Annotated in this window: 37 protein-coding genes and 14 tRNA genes; 21 read left to right on the plus strand and 30 right to left on the minus strand. The window is 60.5% G+C overall.

Annotation, left to right across the window (positions count from 1 at the left end; all coding sequences use genetic code 11):
• Nucleotides 1-106 precede the first annotated feature (106 nt).
• The 8 genes from K288_RS0104770 (at nucleotide 107) to K288_RS0104800 (ending at nucleotide 3,192) form a co-directional block, all read left to right on the plus strand.
• A tRNA-Asn gene (locus tag K288_RS0104770) sits at nucleotides 107-192 on the plus strand.
• Between the two features lie 53 nt (nucleotides 193-245).
• A tRNA-Glu gene (locus tag K288_RS0104775) sits at nucleotides 246-320 on the plus strand.
• 191 nt (nucleotides 321-511) lie between these two features.
• Nucleotides 512-590: transfer RNA gene (locus K288_RS52130), tRNA-OTHER, on the plus strand.
• 6 nt (nucleotides 591-596) lie between these two features.
• A tRNA-Pro gene (locus K288_RS0104780) sits at nucleotides 597-675 on the plus strand.
• Between the two features lie 575 nt (nucleotides 676-1,250).
• On the plus strand, nucleotides 1,251-2,876 hold the full coding sequence (locus K288_RS0104785) for a TROVE domain-containing protein (protein WP_051334367.1): 1,626 nt from the start codon (nucleotides 1,251-1,253) through the stop codon (nucleotides 2,874-2,876).
• 36 nt (nucleotides 2,877-2,912) lie between these two features.
• A tRNA-Gln gene (locus K288_RS0104790) sits at nucleotides 2,913-2,988 on the plus strand.
• Between the two features lie 7 nt (nucleotides 2,989-2,995).
• Nucleotides 2,996-3,069: transfer RNA gene (locus tag K288_RS0104795), tRNA-Cys, on the plus strand.
• A gap of 47 nt (nucleotides 3,070-3,116) precedes the next feature.
• Nucleotides 3,117-3,192: transfer RNA gene (locus K288_RS0104800), tRNA-Arg, on the plus strand.
• A 1-nt stretch (nucleotide 3,193) separates the two neighbouring features.
• Here K288_RS0104800 and K288_RS0104805 read toward each other — a convergent pair.
• Nucleotides 3,194-3,439, minus strand: coding sequence for a hypothetical protein (locus K288_RS0104805; RefSeq protein WP_027578514.1), 246 nt, complete (start codon nucleotides 3,437-3,439; stop codon nucleotides 3,194-3,196).
• Between the two features lie 20 nt (nucleotides 3,440-3,459).
• Here K288_RS0104805 and K288_RS0104810 point away from each other — a divergent pair.
• Both K288_RS0104810 and K288_RS0104815 read left to right on the plus strand, forming a co-directional pair.
• Nucleotides 3,460-3,546, plus strand: a tRNA-Ser gene (locus K288_RS0104810).
• A 184-nt stretch (nucleotides 3,547-3,730) separates the two neighbouring features.
• Nucleotides 3,731-3,805, plus strand: a tRNA-Gly gene (locus K288_RS0104815).
• A gap of 4 nt (nucleotides 3,806-3,809) precedes the next feature.
• On the opposite strand, the gene K288_RS0104820 is transcribed toward K288_RS0104815, so the two are convergent.
• Nucleotides 3,810-4,067: a hypothetical protein gene (locus K288_RS0104820; RefSeq protein ID WP_043159321.1), complete on the minus strand. Its 258-nt coding sequence runs from the start codon at nucleotides 4,065-4,067 to the stop codon at nucleotides 3,810-3,812.
• Between the two features lie 3 nt (nucleotides 4,068-4,070).
• Here K288_RS0104820 and K288_RS0104825 point away from each other — a divergent pair.
• Nucleotides 4,071-4,145: transfer RNA gene (locus K288_RS0104825), tRNA-Glu, on the plus strand.
• Nucleotides 4,146-4,150: 5 nt separating this feature from the next.
• A tRNA-Gln gene (locus K288_RS0104830) sits at nucleotides 4,151-4,239 on the plus strand.
• Here the strand turns inward: K288_RS0104830 and K288_RS50365 are convergent.
• Nucleotides 4,218-4,736, minus strand: coding sequence for a hypothetical protein (locus K288_RS50365; protein ID WP_027578516.1), 519 nt, complete (start codon nucleotides 4,734-4,736; stop codon nucleotides 4,218-4,220). The two genes, K288_RS0104830 and K288_RS50365, sit on opposite strands and share 22 nt — an antisense overlap.
• Between K288_RS50365 and K288_RS52135 the strand changes: the two genes are divergently transcribed.
• Both K288_RS52135 and K288_RS0104840 read left to right on the plus strand, forming a co-directional pair.
• Nucleotides 4,737-4,809, plus strand: a tRNA-Met gene (locus K288_RS52135). It begins immediately after the preceding gene.
• 87 nt (nucleotides 4,810-4,896) lie between these two features.
• Nucleotides 4,897-4,970, plus strand: a tRNA-Trp gene (locus tag K288_RS0104840).
• Here K288_RS0104840 and K288_RS50370 read toward each other — a convergent pair.
• The 12 genes from K288_RS50370 to K288_RS0104900 form a co-directional block, all read right to left on the minus strand.
• Entirely contained in the window at nucleotides 4,939-5,301 is a 363-nt protein-coding gene (locus K288_RS50370) for a hypothetical protein (protein ID WP_152535387.1), read from the minus strand. The two genes, K288_RS0104840 and K288_RS50370, sit on opposite strands and share 32 nt — an antisense overlap.
• On the minus strand, nucleotides 5,298-5,681 hold the full coding sequence (locus K288_RS0104850; RefSeq protein ID WP_027578518.1) for a hypothetical protein: 384 nt from the start codon (nucleotides 5,679-5,681) through the stop codon (nucleotides 5,298-5,300). The genes K288_RS50370 and K288_RS0104850 overlap by 4 nt, the downstream gene beginning before the upstream one ends.
• Before the next feature lie 12 nt (nucleotides 5,682-5,693).
• A complete protein-coding gene (locus K288_RS44695; RefSeq protein ID WP_043159322.1) occupies nucleotides 5,694-6,230 on the minus strand; it encodes an HD domain-containing protein in 537 nt (178 codons plus the stop codon).
• Nucleotides 6,231-6,639: 409 nt separating this feature from the next.
• Nucleotides 6,640-6,858: a hypothetical protein gene (locus K288_RS52140; RefSeq protein ID WP_152535388.1), complete on the minus strand. Its 219-nt coding sequence runs from the start codon at nucleotides 6,856-6,858 to the stop codon at nucleotides 6,640-6,642.
• A 26-nt stretch (nucleotides 6,859-6,884) separates the two neighbouring features.
• Nucleotides 6,885-7,127 (minus strand): hypothetical protein, encoded by a 243-nt coding sequence (locus K288_RS0104865; RefSeq protein ID WP_027578519.1) that lies wholly within the window; start codon nucleotides 7,125-7,127, stop codon nucleotides 6,885-6,887.
• A 12-nt stretch (nucleotides 7,128-7,139) separates the two neighbouring features.
• Nucleotides 7,140-7,472, minus strand: coding sequence for a hypothetical protein (locus K288_RS0104870; protein WP_027578520.1), 333 nt, complete (start codon nucleotides 7,470-7,472; stop codon nucleotides 7,140-7,142).
• A 202-nt stretch (nucleotides 7,473-7,674) separates the two neighbouring features.
• Complete coding sequence (locus tag K288_RS0104875; protein ID WP_027578521.1) at nucleotides 7,675-7,866, minus strand: hypothetical protein; 192 nt, start codon at nucleotides 7,864-7,866, stop codon at nucleotides 7,675-7,677.
• Nucleotides 7,867-8,193: 327 nt separating this feature from the next.
• Entirely contained in the window at nucleotides 8,194-8,370 is a 177-nt protein-coding gene (locus tag K288_RS53505; protein ID WP_160168932.1) for a hypothetical protein, read from the minus strand.
• Nucleotides 8,367-8,492, minus strand: coding sequence for a hypothetical protein (locus K288_RS55500; protein WP_256378813.1), 126 nt, complete (start codon nucleotides 8,490-8,492; stop codon nucleotides 8,367-8,369). The genes K288_RS53505 and K288_RS55500 overlap by 4 nt, the downstream gene beginning before the upstream one ends.
• The gene (locus K288_RS0104890) at nucleotides 8,489-9,475 is read right to left on the minus strand and encodes a hypothetical protein (protein WP_244443058.1); all 987 of its coding nucleotides are present in this window, start codon (nucleotides 9,473-9,475) and stop codon (nucleotides 8,489-8,491) included. Before K288_RS0104890 ends, K288_RS55500 begins: the two co-directional genes overlap by 4 nt.
• Before the next feature lie 2 nt (nucleotides 9,476-9,477).
• On the minus strand, nucleotides 9,478-9,837 hold the full coding sequence (locus tag K288_RS0104895) for a hypothetical protein (RefSeq protein WP_027578523.1): 360 nt from the start codon (nucleotides 9,835-9,837) through the stop codon (nucleotides 9,478-9,480).
• A gap of 125 nt (nucleotides 9,838-9,962) precedes the next feature.
• Nucleotides 9,963-10,037, minus strand: a tRNA-Ser gene (locus tag K288_RS0104900).
• A gap of 152 nt (nucleotides 10,038-10,189) precedes the next feature.
• Here K288_RS0104900 and K288_RS0104905 point away from each other — a divergent pair.
• Nucleotides 10,190-11,482, plus strand: coding sequence for an integrase family protein (locus K288_RS0104905; RefSeq protein WP_027578524.1), 1,293 nt, complete (start codon nucleotides 10,190-10,192; stop codon nucleotides 11,480-11,482).
• Here K288_RS0104905 and K288_RS44700 read toward each other — a convergent pair.
• Complete coding sequence (locus K288_RS44700) at nucleotides 11,438-11,650, minus strand: helix-turn-helix domain-containing protein (protein WP_043159323.1); 213 nt, start codon at nucleotides 11,648-11,650, stop codon at nucleotides 11,438-11,440. The two genes, K288_RS0104905 and K288_RS44700, sit on opposite strands and share 45 nt — an antisense overlap.
• Nucleotides 11,651-11,921: 271 nt before the next feature.
• A complete protein-coding gene (locus K288_RS0104920; protein WP_152535389.1) occupies nucleotides 11,922-12,386 on the minus strand; it encodes a hypothetical protein in 465 nt (154 codons plus the stop codon).
• 600 nt (nucleotides 12,387-12,986) lie between these two features.
• Here K288_RS0104920 and K288_RS0104930 point away from each other — a divergent pair.
• Nucleotides 12,987-13,355, plus strand: coding sequence for a hypothetical protein (locus K288_RS0104930; RefSeq protein ID WP_152535390.1), 369 nt, complete (start codon nucleotides 12,987-12,989; stop codon nucleotides 13,353-13,355).
• A 14-nt stretch (nucleotides 13,356-13,369) separates the two neighbouring features.
• Entirely contained in the window at nucleotides 13,370-13,762 is a 393-nt protein-coding gene (locus tag K288_RS0104935) for a hypothetical protein (protein WP_027578528.1), read from the plus strand.
• 631 nt (nucleotides 13,763-14,393) lie between these two features.
• Here K288_RS0104935 and K288_RS0104945 read toward each other — a convergent pair.
• The 12 genes from K288_RS0104945 to K288_RS52145 all read right to left on the minus strand — a co-directional run bounded on the left by K288_RS0104945 (nucleotide 14,394) and on the right by K288_RS52145 (nucleotide 20,405).
• Entirely contained in the window at nucleotides 14,394-14,738 is a 345-nt protein-coding gene (locus K288_RS0104945; RefSeq protein WP_027578529.1) for a hypothetical protein, read from the minus strand.
• A 190-nt stretch (nucleotides 14,739-14,928) separates the two neighbouring features.
• A complete protein-coding gene (locus K288_RS0104950; protein WP_027578530.1) occupies nucleotides 14,929-15,195 on the minus strand; it encodes a Txe/YoeB family addiction module toxin in 267 nt (88 codons plus the stop codon).
• 15 nt (nucleotides 15,196-15,210) lie between these two features.
• Complete coding sequence (locus tag K288_RS0104955; RefSeq protein ID WP_027578531.1) at nucleotides 15,211-15,480, minus strand: type II toxin-antitoxin system prevent-host-death family antitoxin; 270 nt, start codon at nucleotides 15,478-15,480, stop codon at nucleotides 15,211-15,213.
• Nucleotides 15,481-15,824: 344 nt separating this feature from the next.
• Nucleotides 15,825-16,403: a recombinase family protein gene (locus K288_RS0104960; RefSeq protein WP_027578532.1), complete on the minus strand. Its 579-nt coding sequence runs from the start codon at nucleotides 16,401-16,403 to the stop codon at nucleotides 15,825-15,827.
• Between the two features lie 86 nt (nucleotides 16,404-16,489).
• Nucleotides 16,490-16,882, minus strand: coding sequence for a hypothetical protein (locus tag K288_RS0104965; RefSeq protein ID WP_027578533.1), 393 nt, complete (start codon nucleotides 16,880-16,882; stop codon nucleotides 16,490-16,492).
• Nucleotides 16,872-17,246 (minus strand): hypothetical protein, encoded by a 375-nt coding sequence (locus K288_RS49445; RefSeq protein WP_152535391.1) that lies wholly within the window; start codon nucleotides 17,244-17,246, stop codon nucleotides 16,872-16,874. Before K288_RS49445 ends, K288_RS0104965 begins: the two co-directional genes overlap by 11 nt.
• 213 nt (nucleotides 17,247-17,459) lie before the next feature.
• The gene (locus tag K288_RS49450) at nucleotides 17,460-18,392 is read right to left on the minus strand and encodes a hypothetical protein (protein WP_152535392.1); all 933 of its coding nucleotides are present in this window, start codon (nucleotides 18,390-18,392) and stop codon (nucleotides 17,460-17,462) included.
• A 73-nt stretch (nucleotides 18,393-18,465) separates the two neighbouring features.
• The gene (locus K288_RS0104985) at nucleotides 18,466-18,798 is read right to left on the minus strand and encodes a transcriptional coactivator p15/PC4 family protein (RefSeq protein ID WP_160168933.1); all 333 of its coding nucleotides are present in this window, start codon (nucleotides 18,796-18,798) and stop codon (nucleotides 18,466-18,468) included.
• Nucleotides 18,799-18,869: 71 nt separating this feature from the next.
• Nucleotides 18,870-19,160, minus strand: coding sequence for a transcriptional regulator (locus K288_RS49455; RefSeq protein WP_051334359.1), 291 nt, complete (start codon nucleotides 19,158-19,160; stop codon nucleotides 18,870-18,872).
• Nucleotides 19,161-19,337: 177 nt separating this feature from the next.
• Nucleotides 19,338-19,496, minus strand: coding sequence for a hypothetical protein (locus K288_RS53510; RefSeq protein ID WP_160168935.1), 159 nt, complete (start codon nucleotides 19,494-19,496; stop codon nucleotides 19,338-19,340).
• A gap of 12 nt (nucleotides 19,497-19,508) precedes the next feature.
• Entirely contained in the window at nucleotides 19,509-19,853 is a 345-nt protein-coding gene (locus tag K288_RS0105000) for a hypothetical protein (protein ID WP_027578538.1), read from the minus strand.
• Between the two features lie 171 nt (nucleotides 19,854-20,024).
• Nucleotides 20,025-20,405 carry a hypothetical protein gene (locus K288_RS52145; RefSeq protein WP_152535393.1) on the minus strand — a complete coding sequence of 127 codons (381 nt, stop codon included), beginning with the start codon at nucleotides 20,403-20,405 and terminating at the stop codon, nucleotides 20,025-20,027.
• A 21-nt stretch (nucleotides 20,406-20,426) separates the two neighbouring features.
• Here K288_RS52145 and K288_RS52150 point away from each other — a divergent pair, with 21 nt between their 5' ends.
• The 4 genes from K288_RS52150 to K288_RS0105025 all read left to right on the plus strand — a co-directional run bounded on the left by K288_RS52150 (nucleotide 20,427) and on the right by K288_RS0105025 (nucleotide 22,109).
• Nucleotides 20,427-21,011 (plus strand): hypothetical protein, encoded by a 585-nt coding sequence (locus tag K288_RS52150; RefSeq protein ID WP_152535394.1) that lies wholly within the window; start codon nucleotides 20,427-20,429, stop codon nucleotides 21,009-21,011.
• 71 nt (nucleotides 21,012-21,082) lie between these two features.
• Nucleotides 21,083-21,472: a hypothetical protein gene (locus tag K288_RS0105015; RefSeq protein WP_027578541.1), complete on the plus strand. Its 390-nt coding sequence runs from the start codon at nucleotides 21,083-21,085 to the stop codon at nucleotides 21,470-21,472.
• Nucleotides 21,473-21,476: 4 nt separating this feature from the next.
• The gene (locus K288_RS0105020; RefSeq protein WP_027578542.1) at nucleotides 21,477-21,806 is read left to right on the plus strand and encodes a hypothetical protein; all 330 of its coding nucleotides are present in this window, start codon (nucleotides 21,477-21,479) and stop codon (nucleotides 21,804-21,806) included.
• A gap of 3 nt (nucleotides 21,807-21,809) precedes the next feature.
• Nucleotides 21,810-22,109 carry a hypothetical protein gene (locus K288_RS0105025; protein WP_043159325.1) on the plus strand — a complete coding sequence of 100 codons (300 nt, stop codon included), beginning with the start codon at nucleotides 21,810-21,812 and terminating at the stop codon, nucleotides 22,107-22,109.
• Here the strand turns inward: K288_RS0105025 and K288_RS52155 are convergent.
• Nucleotides 22,106-22,360 (minus strand): hypothetical protein, encoded by a 255-nt coding sequence (locus K288_RS52155; protein WP_152535395.1) that lies wholly within the window; start codon nucleotides 22,358-22,360, stop codon nucleotides 22,106-22,108. The genes K288_RS0105025 and K288_RS52155 overlap by 4 nt on opposite strands.
• Between the last annotated feature and the right edge of the window lie 16 nt (nucleotides 22,361-22,376).

The raw sequence follows: 22,376 nt of genomic DNA on the forward strand, positions 1-22,376 counted from the left end.
CGGGGCGGTACCGACGCTCTCCACCATCATCACCAGCACGACCTGCCGATTTTCGGTCGACCTGCACTTTGGCGGTCGACCTGCCGGTTTGGCTGGACCTGCATATTGCTCGGTGGGGGAATTGGTAGACCCTCGCGACTGTTAATCGCGCGCCGAAAGGCACTGCAGGTTCGAAGCCTGCCCGAGCAGCCAACCGACAAGGTCCCGAATCGGCGCATCAAATGATGCGGCAAAATGGGACCAATGCTGCCATCGTCTAGTGGCCAGGATGCCCGGTTCTCAGCCGGTCGACGCCGGTTCGAGTCCGGCTGGCAGTGCCAATTCGAAGCGAGCGCCAGGACGCGCGAGGTGGAGCGCCGGTCAGTGCCGGCAGCTTCTCAGCCGCGCGCGGATCGGCGCAGCGCTGGACGTGATCTCGGGGCGGACCTGGTCGATCGGCAGGTCTCAGGCGAAGCGCGCCGCGCGCATCGAGACGAGAAGTCGAGGGGAAACCTCGGCGAGGCGAGAGTTTGCCCGCGTAACCGGCTCTGCCTACGAAGCAGAAGTACCGTAACTGGAGCATGCAGGTTCGACTCCTGCCGCGGGCTCCAAATCATCAGCGTGTAGGGGAGCCTGGTCGTCCCTACCTGCCTTGGAAGCAGGGGATCGGTGGTTCGAATCCACCCACGCTGACCATCATCTGCCCGTTGATAACATCGCAAGAAGTTCTTCTGCGATCGTTGAGACGTGCGATCTATCCCGCGGGCTTGATTTTTTGGGCGAGCCCCAGGCGTTCGGTTATCCAACCATTGATGGAAAAGCCCCGATCGCCGTTCTTACGTTCGCCCTCAAAGATATCGGACGAGCCCCAGAAGTTCGGTTACCCTTGCTAAGGTAGAGGTCGGCGGTTCGAATCCGTCTCGGGAGAAATCCCGATAGCTCAGTGGTAGAGCGCTAAATCCCGATCTTCGCTCTCACGTTCGTCCGGTCACCTTTGAGGTTTTCGACAGACTGGTTTGCGGGACCGAGCCCCAGAGGTTCGCTTATCTGGATATAGCAGGTTCGACTCCCGCCATGGCCGCAAGGCCGTGTAAACGCGATCTCGCCATCACGCTCGGCCCCGCAAACCGGTCTGCCATCTCGGAGGCCCATCAACTCGAACGAGCCCCAGGAATTCGGTTATCAGCAATCTTGAAACTTGCACCGAACCCCGATTTCCGCTCTCCCGTTCGTTCGAGTTGATCGGCCTCACCAACTCAGAGGAGGCCAACATGAAGTATGCAGGACTGATCGCGGCTGACGTGCCGCAGAGCGAGCCGCTGAATGCGCGGCAGGTCAAGAACAACGCCGGTGGTTTCGTATTCGCGATCGACAATTGGGCGCGGCTCGACCGCTTCCTGATCCTCGGCAGCGATGCGCCGACCTATTACCAGACCGCGCGGGCGCTGACCCGCGAGAACGCCAAGGTCGTCGACGAGTGCTACGCCGCGGATCCGGCCCGCACCGTCGCGCGTACGGTCGAAATCTCTGATCAGGGCAGGGCGCCGAAGAACGATCCGGCCATCTTCGTCCTGGCCATCGGCGCCGTGCATGCCGACCAGAAGGTGCGCCAGCTCGCGTTGGCGGCTGTCCCGAAGATCTGCCGGACCGCGACGCACTTGTTCCAGTTCGTCAAGGCGGCGCGATCGCTCGGCCGTGGCTGGGGACGGTCGCTGAAGACGGCGATCGCGAACTGGTACAACTCGAAGTCCCTGGATGACGTGGCGTACCAGGCCATCAAATACCGCGAGCGCGAGGGCTACTCGCACAAGCGGCTCCTCCAGACAGCCCACCCGGCCGCCTCGGAGTCGCCGGCGCGGATCGCGCTCTATCGCTGGATGCGCGGGCTCGATCCCGGCGGAGAACTCCCGGCGATCGTGCAGGCTCACCTGAAGGCGATGACTCCGGATTTGGGGAAGGGGCATGTCCTCGACCTCATCAAGGAGCACCGCCTGCCTTGGGAAGCGCTGCCGACCGAGTACAATGGAGATCCGGATGCATGGCGCGCCATGCTCCCGACTCTTGGGCTCGGCGCCATGGTCCGCAATCTCGGCAATATGTCCCGGCTCGGCGCCATCAAGCCGCTGTCGGAGTCCGAGGCCGTCGTGGTCAGCCGGTTGTCCGATGAATCCGCAATCCGGAAATCCCGCCTGCACCCGTTCTCGATCCTGTTGGCCATGGCAGTCTATTCGTCCGGCCGCGGTGTTCGGGGTGCTGGTGCATGGGACCCGTCCCGGGCCGTGGTCGATGCGCTCGACGGCGCCTTCTACAAGGCGTTCGCCAACGTGCAGGCGAGCGGCAAGCGGATTCTCATCGCGCTGGACGTTTCGGGTTCGATGGGCTCTCCGATCATGGGATCTCCGATCTCCTGCCGCGATGCCACGGCGGCACTGGCACTGGTCACCATGTCGACTGAGAAGCAGACCCATGTGGTCGGCTTCACATCGGCGGGTCACGCTCAGCGGCGCTACGGCGGGCAATGGGGTGGCGGCGAGGCTGGGTTGTCGCCTTTGGCGATCTCACCGCGCCAGCGCCTGACCGACGCCGTGAGAGCGGTGTCAAATCTGCCTTTCGGTGGAACGGACTGTGCCCTTCCGATGCTGTACGCGCTGGAGAAGGGCCTCGAGGTCGATGCCTTCTATGTCTATACCGATAGCGAGACTTGGGCCGGAGACGTCCATCCGGTCAAGGCCCTCCAGCAGTATCGGCAGAAGACGGGCATTCCAGCCAAGCTGGTGGTGGTCGGCATGACGTCGACCGGCTTCTCGATCGCGGATCCGAGCGACGCCGGCATGCTTGATGTCGTCGGCTTCGACGCCGCGGCACCGCTCGTCATGGCGGATTTCGTTCGCGGCTAACGACTCGAGCGGGGCGCACGCGCCTCGCTCTTCCATCGGGGATTAGCTTAGTGGCTTAAAGCACCGCGCTCTGACCGCGGCACCGTCGGTTCGAATCCGGCATCCCCTGCCAATTTTATCGCGCGAGGTCCGGGCGGTTAGGACGCGGTCTGCAAAACCGTGAAGACGGGTTCGACTCCCGTTCGCGCATCCATGGAACAAAAACGCCAAAATCGAAGATTTTTTTCAGATCTTTTGCACGCGCTCGTGGGCCAACTGGACGGCCAGCGGATTTCTACTCCGCCGCATGAGGGTTCGAGTCCTTCCGAGCGCGCCAACTAATCGGACAGATGTCTTGCGAGATGTTTCTCGATGATGTCGACCAGGCTCAGATCGTCGGGCCAATCGTTGTCGCCGTGCTCGGCGCAGATCCGGCGCAAAGCTGCGATCGCTTTTCCGCGCTCGATGAGCCAATCATGATTGTCCCGCTCCTCACCGCCGAGATTTGTCAGGGCCTCGAGCAGCATCTTGCGCCATGCCGCCCGGCTGCCTTCGACGTAGGCTCGTTCCTGGTCTGGGCTCATTGATTTGTTCCTTTCGAATTGGAGAGGTGGCCGAGCGGTAAGGCAGCGCCTTGCTAAGGCGCCGAGTCCTTCGGGATGCGCAGGTTCGATCCCTGTCCTCTCCGCCAATCCATGAAGCGGCCGACTGCGGTGTCGGTGCGCGGGGCCAACCCAGTTGCAAACTTTTGCTGATCGCGTGCCCATGCAAAGAGTTCGCTATCTTCAAAATAGACGTCGAGTTTTCCGTCGACGATGATCTCATCGGAACGGCGAACATATTCTGTCATGGTCCCCATCAGAAATCCTTCCATAGCGGGCTTGGCGTACTGGGGTGCGCGCTTGGCTTCCATCCAAGAGGTAGGTGTTCGATCCACCTAGCCCGCACCAACAATCAGATCTCGACAGCGAAGCCGGCCTTATCGCCATAGCCGATGCGCAGCGGAGTGCCGCAAAGGGTGTCGACTTTTCTGGCCTCGAGATTGAAAGTCGCTTCCGATCCCATCGCGCGATATTCGAGTTTGATGGCGCTGTTGAATTGACGCGCCGCCGTCTCGTCGGCGAAACGAATATCGACCGCGGCCGGCATTTCGAGATTGTGCTGGCGACAGAACTGCTGGAGCGCCAGCATCATTTTCGACAGATCTTTCATATTGCTCCCTTCGTCTACTGGCTAGGATATCACTCTTTCACAGTGAGGAAACGGGTTCGATCCCCGTAGGGAGCGCCATCAATTCGGGGATGACCGAGCCAGGTTAAGGTACCCGCCTTTGAAGCGGTGGTCGGCGATCGCCGCGCGCGTTCAAATCGCGCTCCCCGGGCCAGCACCTGGCCGCCAATCGCCGATGCCGCGTTCGTCGCCGAATCGGTCGCGCACGCCGACCATGTCGAGCCTCAGAGGCCGGTGCCTGCGCTTGCCGCTGGTGGAGATTTGTTCCTCGTACTGGCTTCCGAGCATGGTGCAGTCACGCCAGTCTTCGTCATCGCCGGCGAGATCCGGGTGCTGTTGCCACATTCTGCAGGTGTTGCCGTCGTTCGGATGCATGCACTCGGCATCGCTTCCTTCCGGTTCACGTGCCAGCTTGGCGTCAGATTGCAGATCCGGAGGCAATCCTTTCTGCGCCCGCGACAGCGCGGTTACGAGTCCACCAATTCGGTCGAGGTTGTACTTTCGCTCCGCCCAGATCGGGTTGACGCCTCCGCGTCCCATGATGGCGTCCTGATCTACGGGAGCACCGCAAGCGATCATGCCGTCCTGGCGATAGCACGCGCGAGCGCAGGTGCCGCACCGTTTCATCGTATCGGTTTTCAACGTGATCATCGCAGGGCCTCTCGGGTAGGGTCTCGGTCTCATAAATCGGGATAGGGCGGTTCGAAGCCGCTACCTGCGACCATCCATTCTCCGACTTCGTCTATCAGCTAAGGCGCTCGGTTGTGGACCGGGAAAACGCGGGGCAGCACCGCGAGTCGGGACCATTCTTGGGAGTGTCGTCTAGTGGTAAGACGCCGGCCTCCAAACCCGGCTACGTGGGTTCGATTCCTGCCGCTCCTGCCATCCCTTCAAGCGCGAGACGTGCGCGCAGCGCCGCGATGCAGATTGCAATCGCTGCCGGTCGGACCTTGTCCGATACCTCGATCCCGCGGCCGGTGCCCGTCGGATACTTCTCCTTGCGGAATAGCTGCACCATCCCCCACTCGTTGATGTTCCAAGTGTACTCGGCCGGCACCAAGGTCAGGGCTGCGTCGATCGATGCTAAAAAATCCGGGATCTCGTCGTCCGCCATGTCGCCTTCCATCTCGCGATAGAAGTCGAGTCGGGCGATGGCGGCATTGAGCTCGAACGATGACTCGGTCGCGTTCGTCAGCCGTTCGATCAAGTCCATCATGTTGTCACCTTCATTGGAAATGCGGCGAGCGCCGCGGCTTCGAACTCGGACCGCCTAGCATCCAGGATCTCCCGAGGCGGAGACTGCCACGCCAAGATGCGTCTAGAAGGGTCTCTAGTGGCGTACTCTTCCTTCCACTGCTGGTTCCAATCTGACCACAGCTTTGCCTCATACCGCTTTCGATCGCGCCACTGGTCGAGGCAGTTGATTCCGCAGTAATGGTGATCGCGGTCGAGGGGCAATGACACGGCCATAGCGGTCACAGATGGACCTTGCACGGCCCGCGTCTCGACGACGAGAGCAAGTCGATAGTCGAAGCAATTTCCCGTCGACGTGATGTCAGCTCCGCAGCCGTCGCATTTGATCTCGATGGTTTTCATCTCGTTCCTCGTTCAGAATTCAGGGGACGCATCAATCAGGTCGAGTTCGGCCTGGCGGAGAGAAGCCCACGCCTGCTCCAGGAGCGATGCCGGCGCCTTCGTCAGGATCTCGAGCGTGGCGCGCTTCTCCGGCAGATACGTCTTGGCGAAGCCTGGATTGTGCTTTGCGATTGTCGACGTGTTGCTGATCAGGTCTGCGCACTTCACACCTTGGCTTTCGGCCCCAGCCGTCGCGAGCCGAGAGCGGTCGATCTCCTTCCGGCGCGCGCGGTTCAAGCCCGGCGTTGGCGGCGTATCGGTGAGATAGTGCACGATCAGCGCGACGCCGGATCCGAACTTTGCGCAGATCTCCGGGATTGAGGCATCGGTGTCTTCCACGGTGTCGTGAAGCCACGCCGCGGCGATCGCGGTCTCGGACATGCCGGCGCGCTCCACGATGCGGGCAACTTCCTCGAGATGAACGAAGTACGGTTCGCCGGTGTATTCGCGCAGCTGCTTCACGTGCTTCTTCCGCGCGAATTCGCGAGCTCGGAAGACCAGATCATTCATAGGCCATCACCTTGTCGTGGTCGCTTGAAGTAGATTTCCCGGGCACCATTTTCACTGCGCTCGGTATGCCATGCCTCCCAACCTTCGCGGGCCCAGCTTGCGTAGAAGGTCGTACCAGCTTTCGCCGGGGAGGGTGCTTTCCGATCGATATTCCCATTGCTGTTTCATCAAGATCTTTTCTCCGCAGCGCGCCGTTGTGCCGCCACGTATTCACGCGCCAAAGCCCTGGACGCGTCATCACCAGGCAACTCCCCCAGATCTATCATTCGATTCCTCCATCCATGCCAAAACGATCGGCCGCGGTTCGGGCCTGGCTCCGGGTCGCCGCGCTCGGCCGACAGATGTCCTTCGACAATCTGATCCCGATCAAGTGTCTCGAGATCGGCGAGGGTACGCACCGGTTCGAACTTCATTGCGATTCCTTGACCGGCTCGACGCTCGGCCGATTGAGCGTGATCACGATGCGGTCGATCGTATTCCAGTCCGGACCGCGCTCGACGAGCTCGTCGAGATCTTCGAGTTCTTCAAGGAGAACCAACCTCGGCTTGTCCTCTCCCCGATAGAACAGCTCGGCCATCCAGCGATCCGGTACTACTGTGCCGATGAGTTCTTTCGCACGACGCGACATTCGCCGTTCTCCTTCCGGTGTCCTGATCAGGCGCGGCGGATTGCGGCCGCGCTCGGCTTCGCATGCTGATAGTCGCCGGCCGTGCCCGTATTGTGCGTCGCTGCCCAAAGACCATCGCCGCCGCGCTTCCATGCCCAATTGTCGCGCTGCTCTCCAGTCTTCATGTCGTACGACCGGCAGCAACGATGGCAGAAGAAGCGCTGTTCGCGCTGGTACGCGATAGGCTTTTTGAGGCAGTTCGGGCAGCGGCCTTTGGCGTCAAGCTTCATAGGCTTCCCCTTTCATGGTCGCATCATGCCGCCGAAGAACGCGTTCTCGAGCGAACGCTCGGCGGCTTGCTTCAATTGCTGCTCGAACCGCACCTTCAAAGCCGGGTGGGCGTAGATCGTACCGCCGACCTGCCACATCGCCGGCTCCTTCCGGAACTCGCCGCCAAACCGCTTGACCAGTTTCTTGTGGATCCGGCGCGATCGATGCCGCGAGGCCGGAAATAGACGCTCGGTCGTTTCCTTCAGCGCCGAGGTGGTGAAGAGCACGCGCGGTGCTGCCGGCGCCGGCCTGACGCTCCTCATGGCATCCATGATCTTCTGAATTGTCAGGACGCCGTCGGTCACGACTCGGCGCTCCTAACCTTGATATCAACGCGCCGGCACGCATAACCGATGCGTCGCCACCATGGCCAATCTCGCTTCACCTTGTCGGCATCGTCCAGGAATGCAGCTATTGATGACGAGCGCCTGATCCTGGCACTGCAGAGAAATGCCGTGCCGTGTCCGTCGACGACGCACCAAAAGGTCTTGTATTTGCGAGGCCAACTCATGGTGGTGGGAAACCTTTCGGATTGTGGCATCTGGTGCATTCTTGGAAATGCGGATCGTTGAAACCCGTGCTGTAGCATTCCCAGCCGCCGTTGAAGCAAACTGGACAGTCATCGTCCGGCGATGGTTGCTTGTGCTCAATCTCGTTGAGCCTGGCGCCGATCGCTGCGAAGTCATCGACGATGCTCATCGCCGGCCCCTTGCGCGCAAACGCACCAGCACGATCAACGTCGCGAGAGTTCCGCCAATCCCCAGAATCCGTAGATTAGGTACGGAATAAGCGGAGCATTCGAGGGGATAGATCCGATCATGATTGACCGTCCCCGGGGCAAATCTGCGGTGCTCCCATGTAAGACCACCGATCCGACACGGTGTTGAAAAGGTAGTCCTTGCTGACAATTCGCCGTCGATAGACGAGCCGCAGCCACTTCCAACCCCAATCTTCGGTGCGGACTGGATGCCAAGCGAAATAGCGCTCGTACGGGCCAAAGAACATCACCGGTCCTCGCCATCAGTCTTAGGCATACCAGGGCGCTCCCTTCACGAAGAAGCCGAGCCAGATGAACAGGGCTACGAACGGCGCGGCTTCGATCAGAAGCAGCCAGGGCCAGATCCAATATGAGACGCCGGCCACAACAGCCATCCCAAGCCAGATCCGCTGATTGTCCTTGTCCGCCCACCAGACGTGGTTCATGGCAGATACCTCCATGCGAGTGAGATGATGGCGAGGCCGAGCGCCGAAAACGCCACTCGGTTGAAGCCGACGGCGCCGGCGAATACTCCGACGATGGTTGCGATGATTGCTGAGGTGATCACGGCGAGACGTCTCCAAAGAGATCTCCGTCGCCGCGCCGACGCTTGGCCGTGCGTTTAGCTTTCAGGTTCGCGTCGTATTCGGAGAACGGGATCGATCGATAGAGGCCGGTGACAGCCCAGCGTTGGAAGCGCTTGAGGTCGCGTCGCGCCTGGTCGAATGGCATCGGGTAGGGCAGGATGCCGCGCTCGACCATGCGGTTGAAACGGTGGTGGATACGTTCCCAGGTCTCGCGCTTGTCGAACCCAACCAGCATGTAGGCCATCAGATGCTTTGCAGGCACGCCGGCAGCCTCGAGTATGTCGACGCCGTGGAAGAAGACCTCTTCGTCTTTCAGGTTGTCCCAGGCGGTGTAGAGGCGCCGGCGCCGGAACTCATTGCAGCGGTATTCGACGCCAGCGACCGCCGCCGCGACCTCGGAAGTCATGGCGCGGACATTGATCCCCTGGCTAAAACAGACCTTGAAACCGCCATCGCGGATCTCAGCGATCCGGCCCTGCCAATCGGGTTGGCCGAAGAAATCGTTGTCGAGCAGGTGCAGGTGTTTCGGTGTAGAGCCGCCGCGCCAGACCTGCGCAATGGTCGCGGCCTGCCGCGGCTTGCCTTCCTTCGTCGGCACGACGCAGAACTTGCATGACAGCCGGCAGCCGCGCTGCGTGAAACCGATGCTGGCCTCGAAGTCAGGGTAGAGGCTGTAGTCGAGGCCGGCGGCGTCGCCGATCAGCCTCTCGACTGTGACTGTGCTGTCAGTGCCGGTCCCCCCGACAATGGCCCCAGGGAACTCGTTCATGAAACGGGCCAACCGGTCGGCCGAGAACTTGAAGATGGCACTGCCATAAACGACGTCGTAGGGCGGTTCGAAGAGCTCTCGCCGGACACGGCGGGTGAAGTGCACCTGGTCGCCGCGGGTGCGATGGTGAGCGGCCAGCCGCATGAGCGCCAGGTTGGGGAGCGCGCCGTCGATCTGGGTGACCCGGACGTGCATGGTCAAAGCCCCAGTTCTTCGGGCGATCGACCGACCCGGATCCAATCCCGGCGCAAGTCCGTGGCCGGTTGGACGAAAGGATGCGGCGCGCGCGGGTCGAGTTGCCGGCGGGTCCAGTCGAAGGCTTGACCGCGGAGCACCGCGACGGCGTGAAAAAAACAGGGGTCCTTTGACGGGTAATCGTCGACCCGGTTGGGGAAGTACCGCCGAGAGCCGAGCAGGTAGACGACCTCAGCGCCGGGGGCGAAGAACCGAAACCAGCTTGACGCCCAGCAGCAGAGCCCGGCGCAACCCTCGGCGGACCTGAGTTCCGGGAAGCGGCGTTCGAAGGCCGAAACGATGCGCGGGAGCGTTGCGATCATCGCTGACGCTCCGCCAAGAACAGCCGCAGAACAGACTTTGTAAACTGGTTTACAATCTGGGCTCGGAAACGGCCGTTTGCGCCGAGTCGATCAGATGCTATGCTGTTGATGCATCGTCTATTTTCTGGTGAGCGCGGAGGGACTCGAACCCTCGACCCCATGATTAAAAGTTGCATCGGGGCCATTTTTATAACGTGCTCTAATCGTTGTTCAAAAATCGTAAAGGCTAGAATTCGCTTATCTTTTTTTCATTTTTCATCATCGCGTCACGTCGCGTCTCAATCGATCGTGTAGCACCGAATTTGCTACACGGTGCTACATGGGTGCTACACGAATCCGCGCAGAGAGCACCATGGCTAAGCAGAAAAGAAAGCCGATCAGGATCAGCAAGCGCACAGTCGACGCGCTCGCAAAGGGCGAGACGATCTATGACGACGCCATCCGGGGCTTTCGGGCGGTATGCCTGCCGAGCGGCAAGGTCACGTTTGGGTTCCAGTACAGCATTGGCGGGCGGCGGCCGTATCTGGCGCTTGGCCTTTTGGGGGAGGTGACACCCGACCAGGCCCGCACGTTCGCCGAGCGGGCCGTCGTGGCGGTCAAGGAAGGCCGCGACCCGGCGGGCGAAAAGAAGATGGAGGAGGCCAAGACCGAGAACACGGTCAACCACGTTATCGACGAGTGGCTTCGCCTGTACGCGCGCGACCCGTCCGACCCGCTCCGGAGCGCCGACGCAATCGCGGGCATCTTTGACCGGCATGTGCGGCCAGAGATCGGGGAGAAGGCGATCTATGACGTCACCCGAAAGGAAATCGTCGCCATGCTGGACAAGGTGCGGGAGAACGGCGGCACCAAGGGCGGCGGCCCGATGGCTAACCGGGTGCACTCGCACCTGAAGACCGCTTTCGAGTGGTGGCGGGACCGTGACGACAAGTTCGCCACGCAGCCGATGACGCGCAGGAAGCCAGCCAAGGAGAAGGCCCGAAACCGGTTCCTGCCGTTCGATGAAGTTCTCGACCTCTGGCGCGCCAGCGATGAACTTGGTGACGTTCACGCCCACTATTGGAAGGCGGTGCTGTTCTCCGGTGGACGCCGTTCCGAGGTCTCGAAGATGCACAGCCGCGAGCTGGATAAGGCGCATTCGAACTGGATGGTCCCGGCTGGCCGCTACAAAACCAAGGTCAACCACGTGCTGCCGCTCACGCCCTCGCTCAAGGCATTGCTGCCGAAGCTGCCGAAGGATGGCTACGTGTTCTCGACGACGGGCGGGGACGTGCCGATCTCCGGCTTCAGCAAGATGAAGATCGCAATCGACAAGAAGATCGCGGAAATCCGGAAACGGGAGGGCAGGCCGCCTATGGCGCCGTGGCAAATCCGAGACCTGCGCCGTTCTTGCCGGACCCTCATGATTGCCATCGGCATTCCCGAGTTGCATGCGAAGGCGGTGAACGGCCACAAGATTCCCGGTGTCGATGGGGTCTATAACGTTTGGGATTACCTGCCGGAAAAGACCGCCGCGATCGACAGGTTCATCGCACATATCAAGGCGCTGCTCGATACACCGACACCGACGCCAGCCCCCGACAATGTTATCACGTTCAAGTCATCCCCGAGCGCTGCCCCGCGCCGCGCGCTCGGCAGAGGTTGACGTGAACGTGTGCTGTTCGAGCCATTTGTCGAGATCGGTGGAGTTGTAGAGCACCTTTCTGCCGATCTTGATGTATCTCGGTCCGCCGCCTCTCACGCGCATGATATCCAGCGTGCTTTTGGCACACCCGACATATTCGGCGGCTTGCTTGGTGTCCAAGCGGCTCATTGCTCGGTCTCCGGCGCGCCGTCGAACCGTGCATCAATCCATTCTCTGATCGCCTCACATTCGCGGAGATTGATCGCGGCATCTGCATCAGTCATTGTTCGCTTCACGTTTGTAGGAGTATGTCACGTACTATGATGATGCGTTGCGAATGTATCCAGATGGGCGGCGTGTGCTCAGTGTTGACAGCGATACTTCGGCATTCACGGATGCGAGAAACGGCTGTGATCAACGGGCGCATTTGCGAGAGTTGATCACAGCGCCGTTTCGCGGCTTATTTTCTCTTCGCCACTGGCATTGATCGTTGAAGCGCGCCGCCGAGGATTGCGGCGCGGTGTCTGTCATTGAGCTGTTCAAGCGCGCCCTCGACGGCCGCCATCGCGGCGACCGTTGCGGCCTCCATCTGTGCTGCAACGGCCTCGGCGCGTGTGATGCGCCGGGCTTCGCCAAGTGCATCCAGCATGTCGCGCAGCCATTCCTCGCCGCTCGGCGATATCGAGATGCCGACGCCGAGCCGCCGGGCAGGCCATCGCGTTACGAAGGTCCGCATCGCGCCCTCGGCGGCGCACGCCTCGGCGGCATCGGTCACCTGCCTATGCAGGATGGACCGCCGGAGCGCCCTGATATCGGCCGCAAGCTTCGTCAGGTGCGCGGCGGCATCAACCTTGTGCTGTGCGGTGCGTTGCTCGGCGCACCATTCGAGGTCTTCAGCCTCGCGGATCAGGAAATTTCTGATCATCACCGCCCCGCCAGCCAAGGGCCTAACGACGGATAGACGGCAACCAAGATGAGCAAGCCCGCCAAGATGGCAAGCAGGATTAAGAGAGTCCGATTTTCCATTGTGACAGCCTCTGCGCTGCCCGGCCCCGGTGGTGCCGGGAGTTTCAAATCGGCAAGCAGAGGTTTGCCGCCCCCCATATTACCGCCACGCGAGGAATGACCTCGCGCTGCTACTAACGGATATTTTGGGGGCCTCCCGGCCTAAGCCGGCGAAACCTCTGCCGCCTTGGGTTTGGCGCCAGACAGATTTGAAGCCATCTGGCGCAACCGTAAGCCTAGCTTGACGCGGCGGATGATGCAACGCCCGACACGGGGTCTTGTCCGGCGTGATCGCGCTCAAACGAGGTAGAACGAACGCCCCTCGCGCTGGCCGCGCTTCCACAGCCGATAGGACATCACCCACCAGATTAGCGTGATCAAACTCGCCATTTTTGCTGCTCCAGGCCGAATGCATCGCGGGGCTGCGCGCAGGGCGAGACATCACAAGCAACCGTTACTCCCGTCAATACCGTAAGCTGTCTATACGCTCCGCGATAGCAGATGGGGACAAGCAAAAACGATGATCGACGTTCGAGCGTTGGCAGTGATTGCCGGAGCCGTGCTTCTCCTCGCGCCGATTGATGCCTCCGGTAGGGCGGAGCCAGTCACCATGACCTGTGACGGGGAAATGACATCGTCAAATTTCACAACGTCGATTCATTGGAGCGCGGTCGTCGACTTGGAAGCGCGCACGGTCACGGTCAACACCGAGACCTATAAGGTTATCGGGTTCAACGAGAACATCATCACCTTCGGCGGCCCGGTTCGATCAACCACGGTCGACGGATGGATGAATCGAATCACGGGGCGGATGATTTTGAACATCGACGAAGACAATTGGAGCCAATCGACCACGGCCCACTGCACGCCGACGAAAAAGCTATTCTGACAGGGGAGGGGCAGATGACCTACACTCGAATGATAGCCGTTTCGGGGGTGCTGCTGTTCGCGCCTTGCGTCGTCAAGGCAGAGCCGATCGTGATGAACTGCAGCAGCGTAGTGGAAATGCTTTTCAACGAAACGACGGAGTCCGTGCCGGACATGGGGCTGATGTTAGATGAGGACCGATCGACAGTCACCTTGCAAACCTACGGCACGTTCCCGCTTGTGCAGACTGATGAACTCTCTATCGTGTTCGGCGGCCGGGGCAATGTGCAGGCGTTTGGAAGGCTGGACCGGGTTTCTGGACAGCTCGATATGGACATCGATCCGCCCGACAATCTCCCAAGCTCCGCTTGGAAGGTCTTTGTGGCGCACATTGGTGCCCGCTGCATCCCCGCGAAGAAACTGTTCTGATGGAGCGCCGCTATGATTCGGATGTTATTCTGCCTTGCGACCGTTGCTGTCTTAGGCGGCCTAGGTAAGGCGAAGGCAGATTCGGCGCAAATTCTCACAAGTTGCGAGATTCTACTGCGAGAATTGAAGTTGAACGGCGAGCGAGTGGTCTTCCCGGAAGGTGGCTATCCGTGTTGGTTCTATCTTTTGGCCCTTCAGGACGTGTCTGTTATCAGTCCTGATGGTGGAAAAACGAGATGGCTAGGAGCTTGCGCACCGCCAGAGACGAAGCTTACCACCCTCATCCGGGTGTTCACGCGATATGCAGAGCAAAACCCAGCAGAACTGAACCATCCGCCTGTTTTTATCGCTATGAACGCGTGGCAACGGGCCTTCCCTTGCCCTGAACAGCCGCCGGGCCGGTGAACTTTAACTTTCGCCGAGCCTCTGGGAAGCCCGCTGGCGGGGCTGATGGCGAGGGCCTGCGATGGCGCAGGCCTCGCCGACAAACGCACAGGCCGGGCGCGCTCGCTATTCTGCGCCAGCGTCGACGCATCATCGCCGATCAGGGTCGCCCTCGTCTGGGTGGATGATCGTCCTATTCTGATCGATCATCTCCTTTAGAGATTGAGGACCGGGGTCCGCCCAATCCTCAGAAACTGTTGCAGTCGATGATGCCAGCATGGTTCATGCACTGCGTGTGCATCGGCGGCGATGGTGTTGGCGACGGCGTCGCATTGATGCTTTGCAGACTTTGCCCCATCTGCTGCAGACCTTCCGCAACGCGTTGGCTGCGCTGGTCATCGAGCTGCTGCTGCATAAGAACCATGCTTCGAATGCAGTCTGCGTAACCGGGCTGTCCTCGCTTGTAACCCATCTGCTCGCAGTTCTGTGATTGCTTGACAATCATTTCCTGCTGACGCTCGGCCGCCGACTGGCAGCCGGTAAGTGCGAGCGCAAAAATCAGGGCCGCGCTCGCCGTCGTCTTCTCTCTCATTCGCCCCATCGTCGTGTTGCCCCAGCAGGTCCCCAGATATCACCGCGCAGTGCCATACACGCCCTGCACAGATAGGCAACATTAACTTGAGTTTACGGATTTGACCCCCGTAGAAACGCGGTCCTCTAAATGTGAAACGGGGGAAGGTTGTCGGAAAATGCGCTGTGGTGCGCCGTGGGTTAACGGCGTTTCAGTAATGATACCGACACTGGGCTATGTCGAGTTGCTGGCTGTCGCCCTTGCCGCTGACGCGATAGACGAGCCGATGCTCGTTCGTGATGCGCCGCGACCACCACCCTTTGAGATCATATTTAAGGGGCTCCGGTTTCCCGAGCCCCTTAAACGGATTGCGTTTGATGTCCTTGATCAGCTCGTTAATGGTGACGAGAACCTTTTGGTCTTCCTTCTGCCATTGAACGTATTCTTCCCAAGCAAGCTCAGTCCACGCGGTTTTCATGCACGCGGGTGCCTCTTAGGCCGCTGGCTTCGAGGGCTCGATCAGCTCGCGCTCAATGAGCTTGCCCTGATCCGCCTCCTTGATGGAGCGGAGCAGGCGCGCAGCGTTGGCCGGGCTCTTCAGGAGGTGAACGGTCTCCATCAGACCCTCGTATTCATCCTCCGCCAGAATAACCACGGTGCGGGCGTTCTGGCGCGTGACGAACAGCGGCGCGCGATCGTCGCAAACCGAGTCCATAAAGGATGCCAGGTTCCCACGGAGTTCCGTGTAAGAAACGTGTGCCATGTTGATCTCCCAAACCCTCTTTGTGTGTACGGAACCGTACCGGGGTTTCTGTACAGATACTTGTACAGTGCCCTGTAACTGTCAACACATGGTTGACGTTCCACGGTAAAAAAGTACCGAAATCACGGCCAGTTGCGGATGGAACCGACGGGGGGCAGATGGGACCCAAATAGGCGGACGGGTCCCATATAGTCACGGCCGGGGGACCCGGAGGCGGAGATATGGGACCCAACGCGGGAAAGTGGGTCCCCTTTGGCGAAGGGTAGAGGATAAATAATTTCGAGGACCCGTTTCTATTAGCGGGGGTCCCCGGGGGAGTACGGCTCCCCTCCAGAAACCGGGGCCTAAGCCCCGGCGGCCTGCCGAGCCTGCCGAGCTATCAGCAGCCGCCCTATGGTCGTGTGCGAGCAGCCATACGAGCGCGCGATGTCGCTCAGCGTTTCCTTTCCGGTATCGTATCGAGCAAGAGCTTCGGTCCGCTGAAATGGGCTGAGCTTCAGGGGGCGGCCCATGTGCTGCCCTCGCGCCTTGGCGCGCGCTCGCCCTTCGCTCGTTCTGGCAACGATCAACGTGCGCTCAAACTCAGCAAAGCCTGCGAGCACAGTCGTCAACAGCTTGCCGTGCGGCGTCGTGGTGTCGCACCACGGGTCACCCAACGATCGAAAGCCCGCGCCTGTCGTCGTGATCTCATGAAGCGAGTTGAGGAGATCGCGCGTCGACCTCGCCAAGCGGTCAATCTTGGTCGTCATCAGCACGTCACCGGGGCCAAGGGCGGCCAAGGCCTTGGCCAGGGCGGGCCGGTCCGATCGTGCGCCGCTCATCTTCTCGGCAAATATCCGATCGCACCCGGCGGCTTTGAGCGTGTCACGTTGGGCATCGAGGCTTTGCCCGTCTGTGCTGACCCTCGCATATCCATAGATCATCGCGCATTCTTTCGTTCAAGCTTTTGAACAGGATAAGGCGAGCGATATCAACGTCAATTCACGTGCACGCAACTTTCAAGTTTCGTTCAGTGACGCCGTTTGTCCGGCGGCACGAGTGATCCGACCCTCGCCCAATCGGTCTTGGTCTTCGGCCTTGGCTTGGCGCGGCGCGCCAGCTTGCGCAGCACAGGCACGACCTTGGTGTAGCCGAGCGCGCGCATGATGCGCGCGGCTTCCTGCAAGCTCTCACGTGGCGGCTCGGCGGCGCGCAACGCGATCTCAACCGCCAGCGCTTCGTCATGGCCTGCAGCGCGCTCGATCGCGACGATAAGCGCAACCGCCTCGGCAAGCGTCTCACAGCGTCTGTATGCCTCGGCAAGCGCTGGGTCGCTCTCGATGTAATGGGCGCCATCGTCCAAATGCTGTTTCAGCACTGCGACGCCCTGCGAAACGATTAGCTCCCGCTTATCATTTGGCATGGTCGATAATCTTCGGTAGCCGCTTCGGCGGCTCGTTACCCAAAGTTTCGAGAGCGGCGCGGAATGAGCCGAGCACGCTTTGAGCATCGACACCGACATCGAGCGTGCCGTTGATGTTGAGATCGCGCGGCAGCAGTCCGGCCACGACCCGGACGAACTGCGCCGGTTCATCCTTGGCGCAGGCGCGCAGCGCCGTGATGCCGCTCTCTTCCCAAACGGTCTTCAGGTCGTTCAGAAACGACTCGGTAAGGCGGTTACGCGCGCCGGGCGGCCTTCCGCCCTTGCTGCGGTGTCCGGCTATCCAGCGGCCTCCGCTGTCGCGCCCCGGGGCGGCGGTTTCGGTGTCGGTCTCGGTGTTGCTCATGACCGGCAACATAGTCGGTGACGGGGGCGGGGCATAGCCAGCGGTCAAAACTTCGGCCGGGCGAAGTTTTACGGCCGCGCAAGCGGCCCGCGCGTGACATCCGCTCCGCCTTCGGGCTGCGCTCCTGTCACGCGCTGCACCGGATAACCCGTGAGACAAGTTGTTCGGCTGCATATAGAAAGAAAGTATGCAGCCGAACAACTTGTCTCATCGTCAATCAAGACTGACGGTTACGACGACACGCGCGATGGATGACACAAGTTGTTCGGCTGCATATTGTGAATTTCCCTGCCGCCGATACCAAGTTGAGCGGGACACGCCCGCCGTTTTCCATGGCTGAATCTTGCTCAGCGAGTTGCCTTCGTACTCCTCACGCGTCATGCGCCCGGCGTCGCGCCGTCGCTTGGCTTTCCGTTTCTTGTCTTTCACTTTCTGTATCTCCTCGCGCTGCTCGGCGTTGACGTCGATGCAGCCGATCATCGTGAGCCCAAGCCGCTCGCGAACGGCATAGGTGAGGCCGAGTTTCCGGCCGAGTACGTCGGCCCTGTACCGTTTGGGATTGAGCAGCGCCTTGCGGATCATGTCGTCGCGCTCCTCGCCCTTGATGAAGGGAGCCCAACGCTCCAGCCAATCGTTCATCAGCCATTCCCGATCGCCAACCTGCTTGCGCCCAATGTGGTTGAGCATAATCTCGGCATCGTCGCGGCCTGCATCATCATCCGGAAGTGTTGCGCCATACCTGTCGACGAAAAGCCGCTCGATCTGGCTGCAACGGATCGTCGCTTTGGGCACCTGCCGTCCGTCGGCGGCTCGCCTCGGCGCGGCCTTGCCGCCGAGCTTGACGTTGAGCGGCTTGCCCTTGCTGTTGCGCGCATAGAGGCGCTTAACCGTTCCGCCAGGCATCATGACGACCTCGGCGTCAGAATGCCTCCGTCGAGAATGTGGGCGACAAATTCTGCTCGCTCTTCTGGCGAAGCAGTCGCCCATATTCGCTTCAGCGATTGCAACACCCGCGATTTCGGCGCTCTGGCCCCCGCCGACTGCCTGCCTATTTCGACCAAACGAGTCACAGTCGGCGGATTCGGCCCCTCGATCATCGCCTCGAATTCGGCCTCGGGGATGTTGCTGACTTGCTTGGCGCGCCAAAGTACGGCTCGCGGAATGCCGTACTGTTCTGCAATCTGGCGTTCTGAAGATGGCTCAGTGCTGGGCCGCCTCTTCATGTGCCGCCCCGATCGCCGAGCAGTCCCATCTTGAGGGCGACGCGATAGGTGTCGCCAACCAGCTTCGCGAACTTGCCGAGTTGCTTGACGCTGACGGTCAGGCCCTTCGAGGTCGGCCGCATTCTTCCGAATGCATCCATCTCGAATATACGAAAGTCCGCGTAGGCATTGCCTTCGTATTCGCGAAGCGTCGCTTGAATTGCCCGTCGCCTGTCGCGCGCGCTTTTCCAGATGGCGCCGACACGAATGCCAGCGCCCTCTAATGTTGATGAATCACTCGATTGAGATTGCGCGGCGGCGGCGTGATCGGATAGAACATTGGGCAGCAACGGCGACGTTGTGGATTTGCCATCCGAAAACGACCGTCCCGCGCGCGGAGCAGACCGCGTCGCGGGACTTTTCATTTCATCAACTCAACCGCATTCAATGCATCACGAGCTTGCACCAATTCGGCGCGGCCCTTCGCCGTGATGTCGAGGATGGTCGCCGGCCTGCGGTGCCTGAACAGCTTCGAGACCTTGATGAGACCCGCATCCTCAAGGACGCTAACATGCGACGTCAGGGTGTTGTTGTGCCTGATGCCGAGAACGCGGGTCGTCTCGACGAAACTCTGGGGACTTTCCTTCGCGAGAAAAAGCAAAACGCGAAGTCTCGTCGGTTCGACGAGCGCCCGGCTAGGCCTGAACTCCATTGGTGCGACACACGGCTAGAGAGAAAAGCTCACCGAGCCTGCTGTCGATGGCGCAAAGGGTCTGTGACCCGTGCCCCAACGTGTCTCACAAAACCGCCGATAGAGTCAACAAAAACGCCAATAGCAAGAATAGCTTACGGATCGATCCAACTGGGGATAATTCCCCAGTCCGCATCTTCACTTACTGGTTGCCTTGGCCCCGATCGATTGCTTGCCGCCGTCATAGGCGGCGCGCAATGAATTGATAAGTTGCGCCCGCAATGATGGATCGTCGGGCAGCGTGAAGCTGACGGCGACGCTCGGCGAAACGCCTTTCACTGAAACTGTTCCGGTCATTTCGAACCCTCGCTAGTTGAGCGACATTCCCTGTCGCAGTTTGAATTCGATCGTCGCGCCGTCGATGGTGTCGACGTTCACGCGCAGCGCCGAGATCGGCACGATATAGTTGCCGGTAATCGTCTTATTCGATCCGACAGGGAATTGCGGGTCGGTCGACCAACGCACGTTCGCCAGATTCGAAGTGCCATCCGACTTCGATAGATCGTCGAGGGTAAACTCGACGCTGTATTTGGTGTTGACGCCCGGGCTGAGGATGACGACCTGGACCGCGACAAGGCCAACGAGCATCGGGTCGAGATTGAATGGTCCCGTGATGCCTGCTTGCGTGATCGTCGCATTGCGAAACAGCGCCATGAATTTAACCTTTGTCCCTTACGGCGGGCGGATTGGACGTTGAGCGCGTTGATCGGATGATCGCGTCGGCGGGCTCCCAGAAAACGTGCCCAACCGGCTTGTTCGCAGGCTTGGGGATGCGTTCGGCAGCCGCGTGTGCAGGCTCTTTTTTGATGATGTCAGGGGTCACGCTCATGCGACAGCCTCGGCAACATTTGCGGCGGCGTTCACCTTCGGCTGCTTCGGCTTCGGCGTGACGAGCAATTCAATGAGATCGGCGTCGTTTCGGATTGCTGCATGCAGCGCCGCGACAGCCAACGCGAAAAAGTCATTCGACCCGCTTTTCTTCATGGCGAGCGCTGCCCGGCGGATGGTTTCCTGCGGCCAATAAACCGATTGACCCGTCGGCGAAGGAAGGTCGCGCCGCTTGATGCGGTGGCTGTGCTTGGAATCTGACAGGCCGAGGCTCCGCCGCCAATGCACCCAAACGCCGTGCGGATGGTTGTGCCTGCGCTTGCTGACGTCGTCGAGGCCAGCGCGCCAGCGCTCGATGGCGTCGAGGTTATCCATCATCTGGAAAACCCAATATCGTTCTTGTTGCCGGATGCTTTCGAGGCCGGTGTCGCGCAGCCAGATGGCCATGGCAGCGGTGTATTGTTTGCCGAAGGGTCGATTAGTCCCGGCGAGCTTGAAGCATTGGGCGCGGCCGATGACGAGCGCGCGGCCAACCTCGACCCAATCATCGAACGTCGACACGGTGCGCTGGCAGATGCGTTGCCACGCGTCGCGGCCAGCGGCGATTTGGTCGGTGTCGCTCGATCCATTCGACGAAACAGTGAGATAGCTTGGCTGCAAGTTCGTCCCCATGCTCCGCAAACCGTAACAGGCACTTTCGCTTTAACGTCTTGCATCAAAGATGCGGGACAACGCTTTGAATGCGTGGTAGTTTCTGCCGTCGCTGAAGATTGGTCAATCAGGGAATTCGCGATGGCATATCCGACACGATACGAAGATGCATGCGCGGCCATTTGCGCCGCGCGCGAGCAGGTTGCCGAGGCGATGGAAGGCTATTCGCAGGGCGGCAGCCTCAGCGCCGTAAATCGCGCACAGCGAGCGCTCGCCGATGCCCATGCCTCCTATCGCGAAGTTTGCGGCGGCAACGTTCCCGATCGTCGGTGACGCGCCGGGCTTGCGCCGAGCTTGATGTCAACCGCGCAGCCGCCCATCCCCCTTTACAAGGAGTATCTGTAATGGCGCTCGAAATTCAAAAGGTTCACGCCCGGAGTATGGAAGCGTATGACGCTGCGCTCGCCGACCACAACGCCGCTTACCTAAATGCAGTGGCTACAGGGGATGTCAACGCGGCGGCGGACGCGGCGATGTTCATGGCGGCAATCCAGGCAAACCGAGCGAACCTGAACGCCTTGGCCCATCAAGCGCTCAATCCTCCGCCGCCACGGGTGCCGACAAACCAATACGGACTGACAGCCGAAGAACAGGACATCGCGCACTCCTCGTTCTCCGACCCGAGGATGACGAAGGACGACATGGAAAAGTTGTACGCACACAACAAGCAGCGCTATTGGCACATGCGCCAGACCGGCCAATACAGCGTTGATCAAGGTTCGCTGAAGAGGTGAACCGATGGCATTGACGTTTCGCAGCACGATACCGGAACGGTACGAGATCATCGGAACGGACATTCACGGCCGCCGCCGCAACGTGGTGGCGACGAAGCGCGATGGCGACTTCAATTGGAGCGTGCGGCTGCAACACCCCAACGGGGAAAATTGGAGCCAAACGTACCATGGCAACCAAGTTCTCGACGTCATGGCAAATTTGCTGGCGTCTCGGGATATGGAATTCAGGCAGGACAGATACAACGGTGATCGGCGGACTGAAATCCGTGACCCCAACCGGCCCGTTTATGACGGGACGGACTTCGCCGCGAACAGACCCCGGAGGTGGATTTAATTCATGTCACGCCAAGAGCGCTTGAAGGAATATGCCAACCCGCGCCGCGAAGCGAATTGGGACGGCGCGGCTTCTGACAAGGCCAATCTCGATCGATGGGCGGCGCGCGCCAGCGAGAACAGCGCCATCGCGCCGCGCGCGCGATCGGGCGAGGTGCGACTGCCTGATACCGGGATGAATGTGCACGACAGCGCCGCGCCGCCGCGTCGAGATCGCGGCGTTGATGCGCGGATGAAGGCGAAGGCCGATCTCGATACCGACGGCGGCTCGTCCTACATGCGCAGCATCAGGCGCAACGCCTAGTTCGGAGCAGGTAATTGAACAGTTTGTGGGTCCCTGACCCGGGCGAAATAAATCAGCACCTGTACGAGACCATTCTGACGCTGCTGCAGGTTATCGACGATATCGACGCCCGCATCGAAACGCGGGCTGAACTCGCAAACATCCGTCAAAGGGCGATAGACGATTTGCGGTTGATTGATCTGCTCCTCGCCGAGCGAACCGCTATTCGCAAAGCCCGCGATGCCGTCAGGCACGGCATCGGCGATTAACACCTAGCAATCGGAGCAG

Source organism: Bradyrhizobium sp. Ai1a-2, from assembly GCF_000426245.1.
In the GTDB taxonomy this organism is placed as follows: Bacteria; Pseudomonadota; Alphaproteobacteria; order Rhizobiales; family Xanthobacteraceae; genus Bradyrhizobium.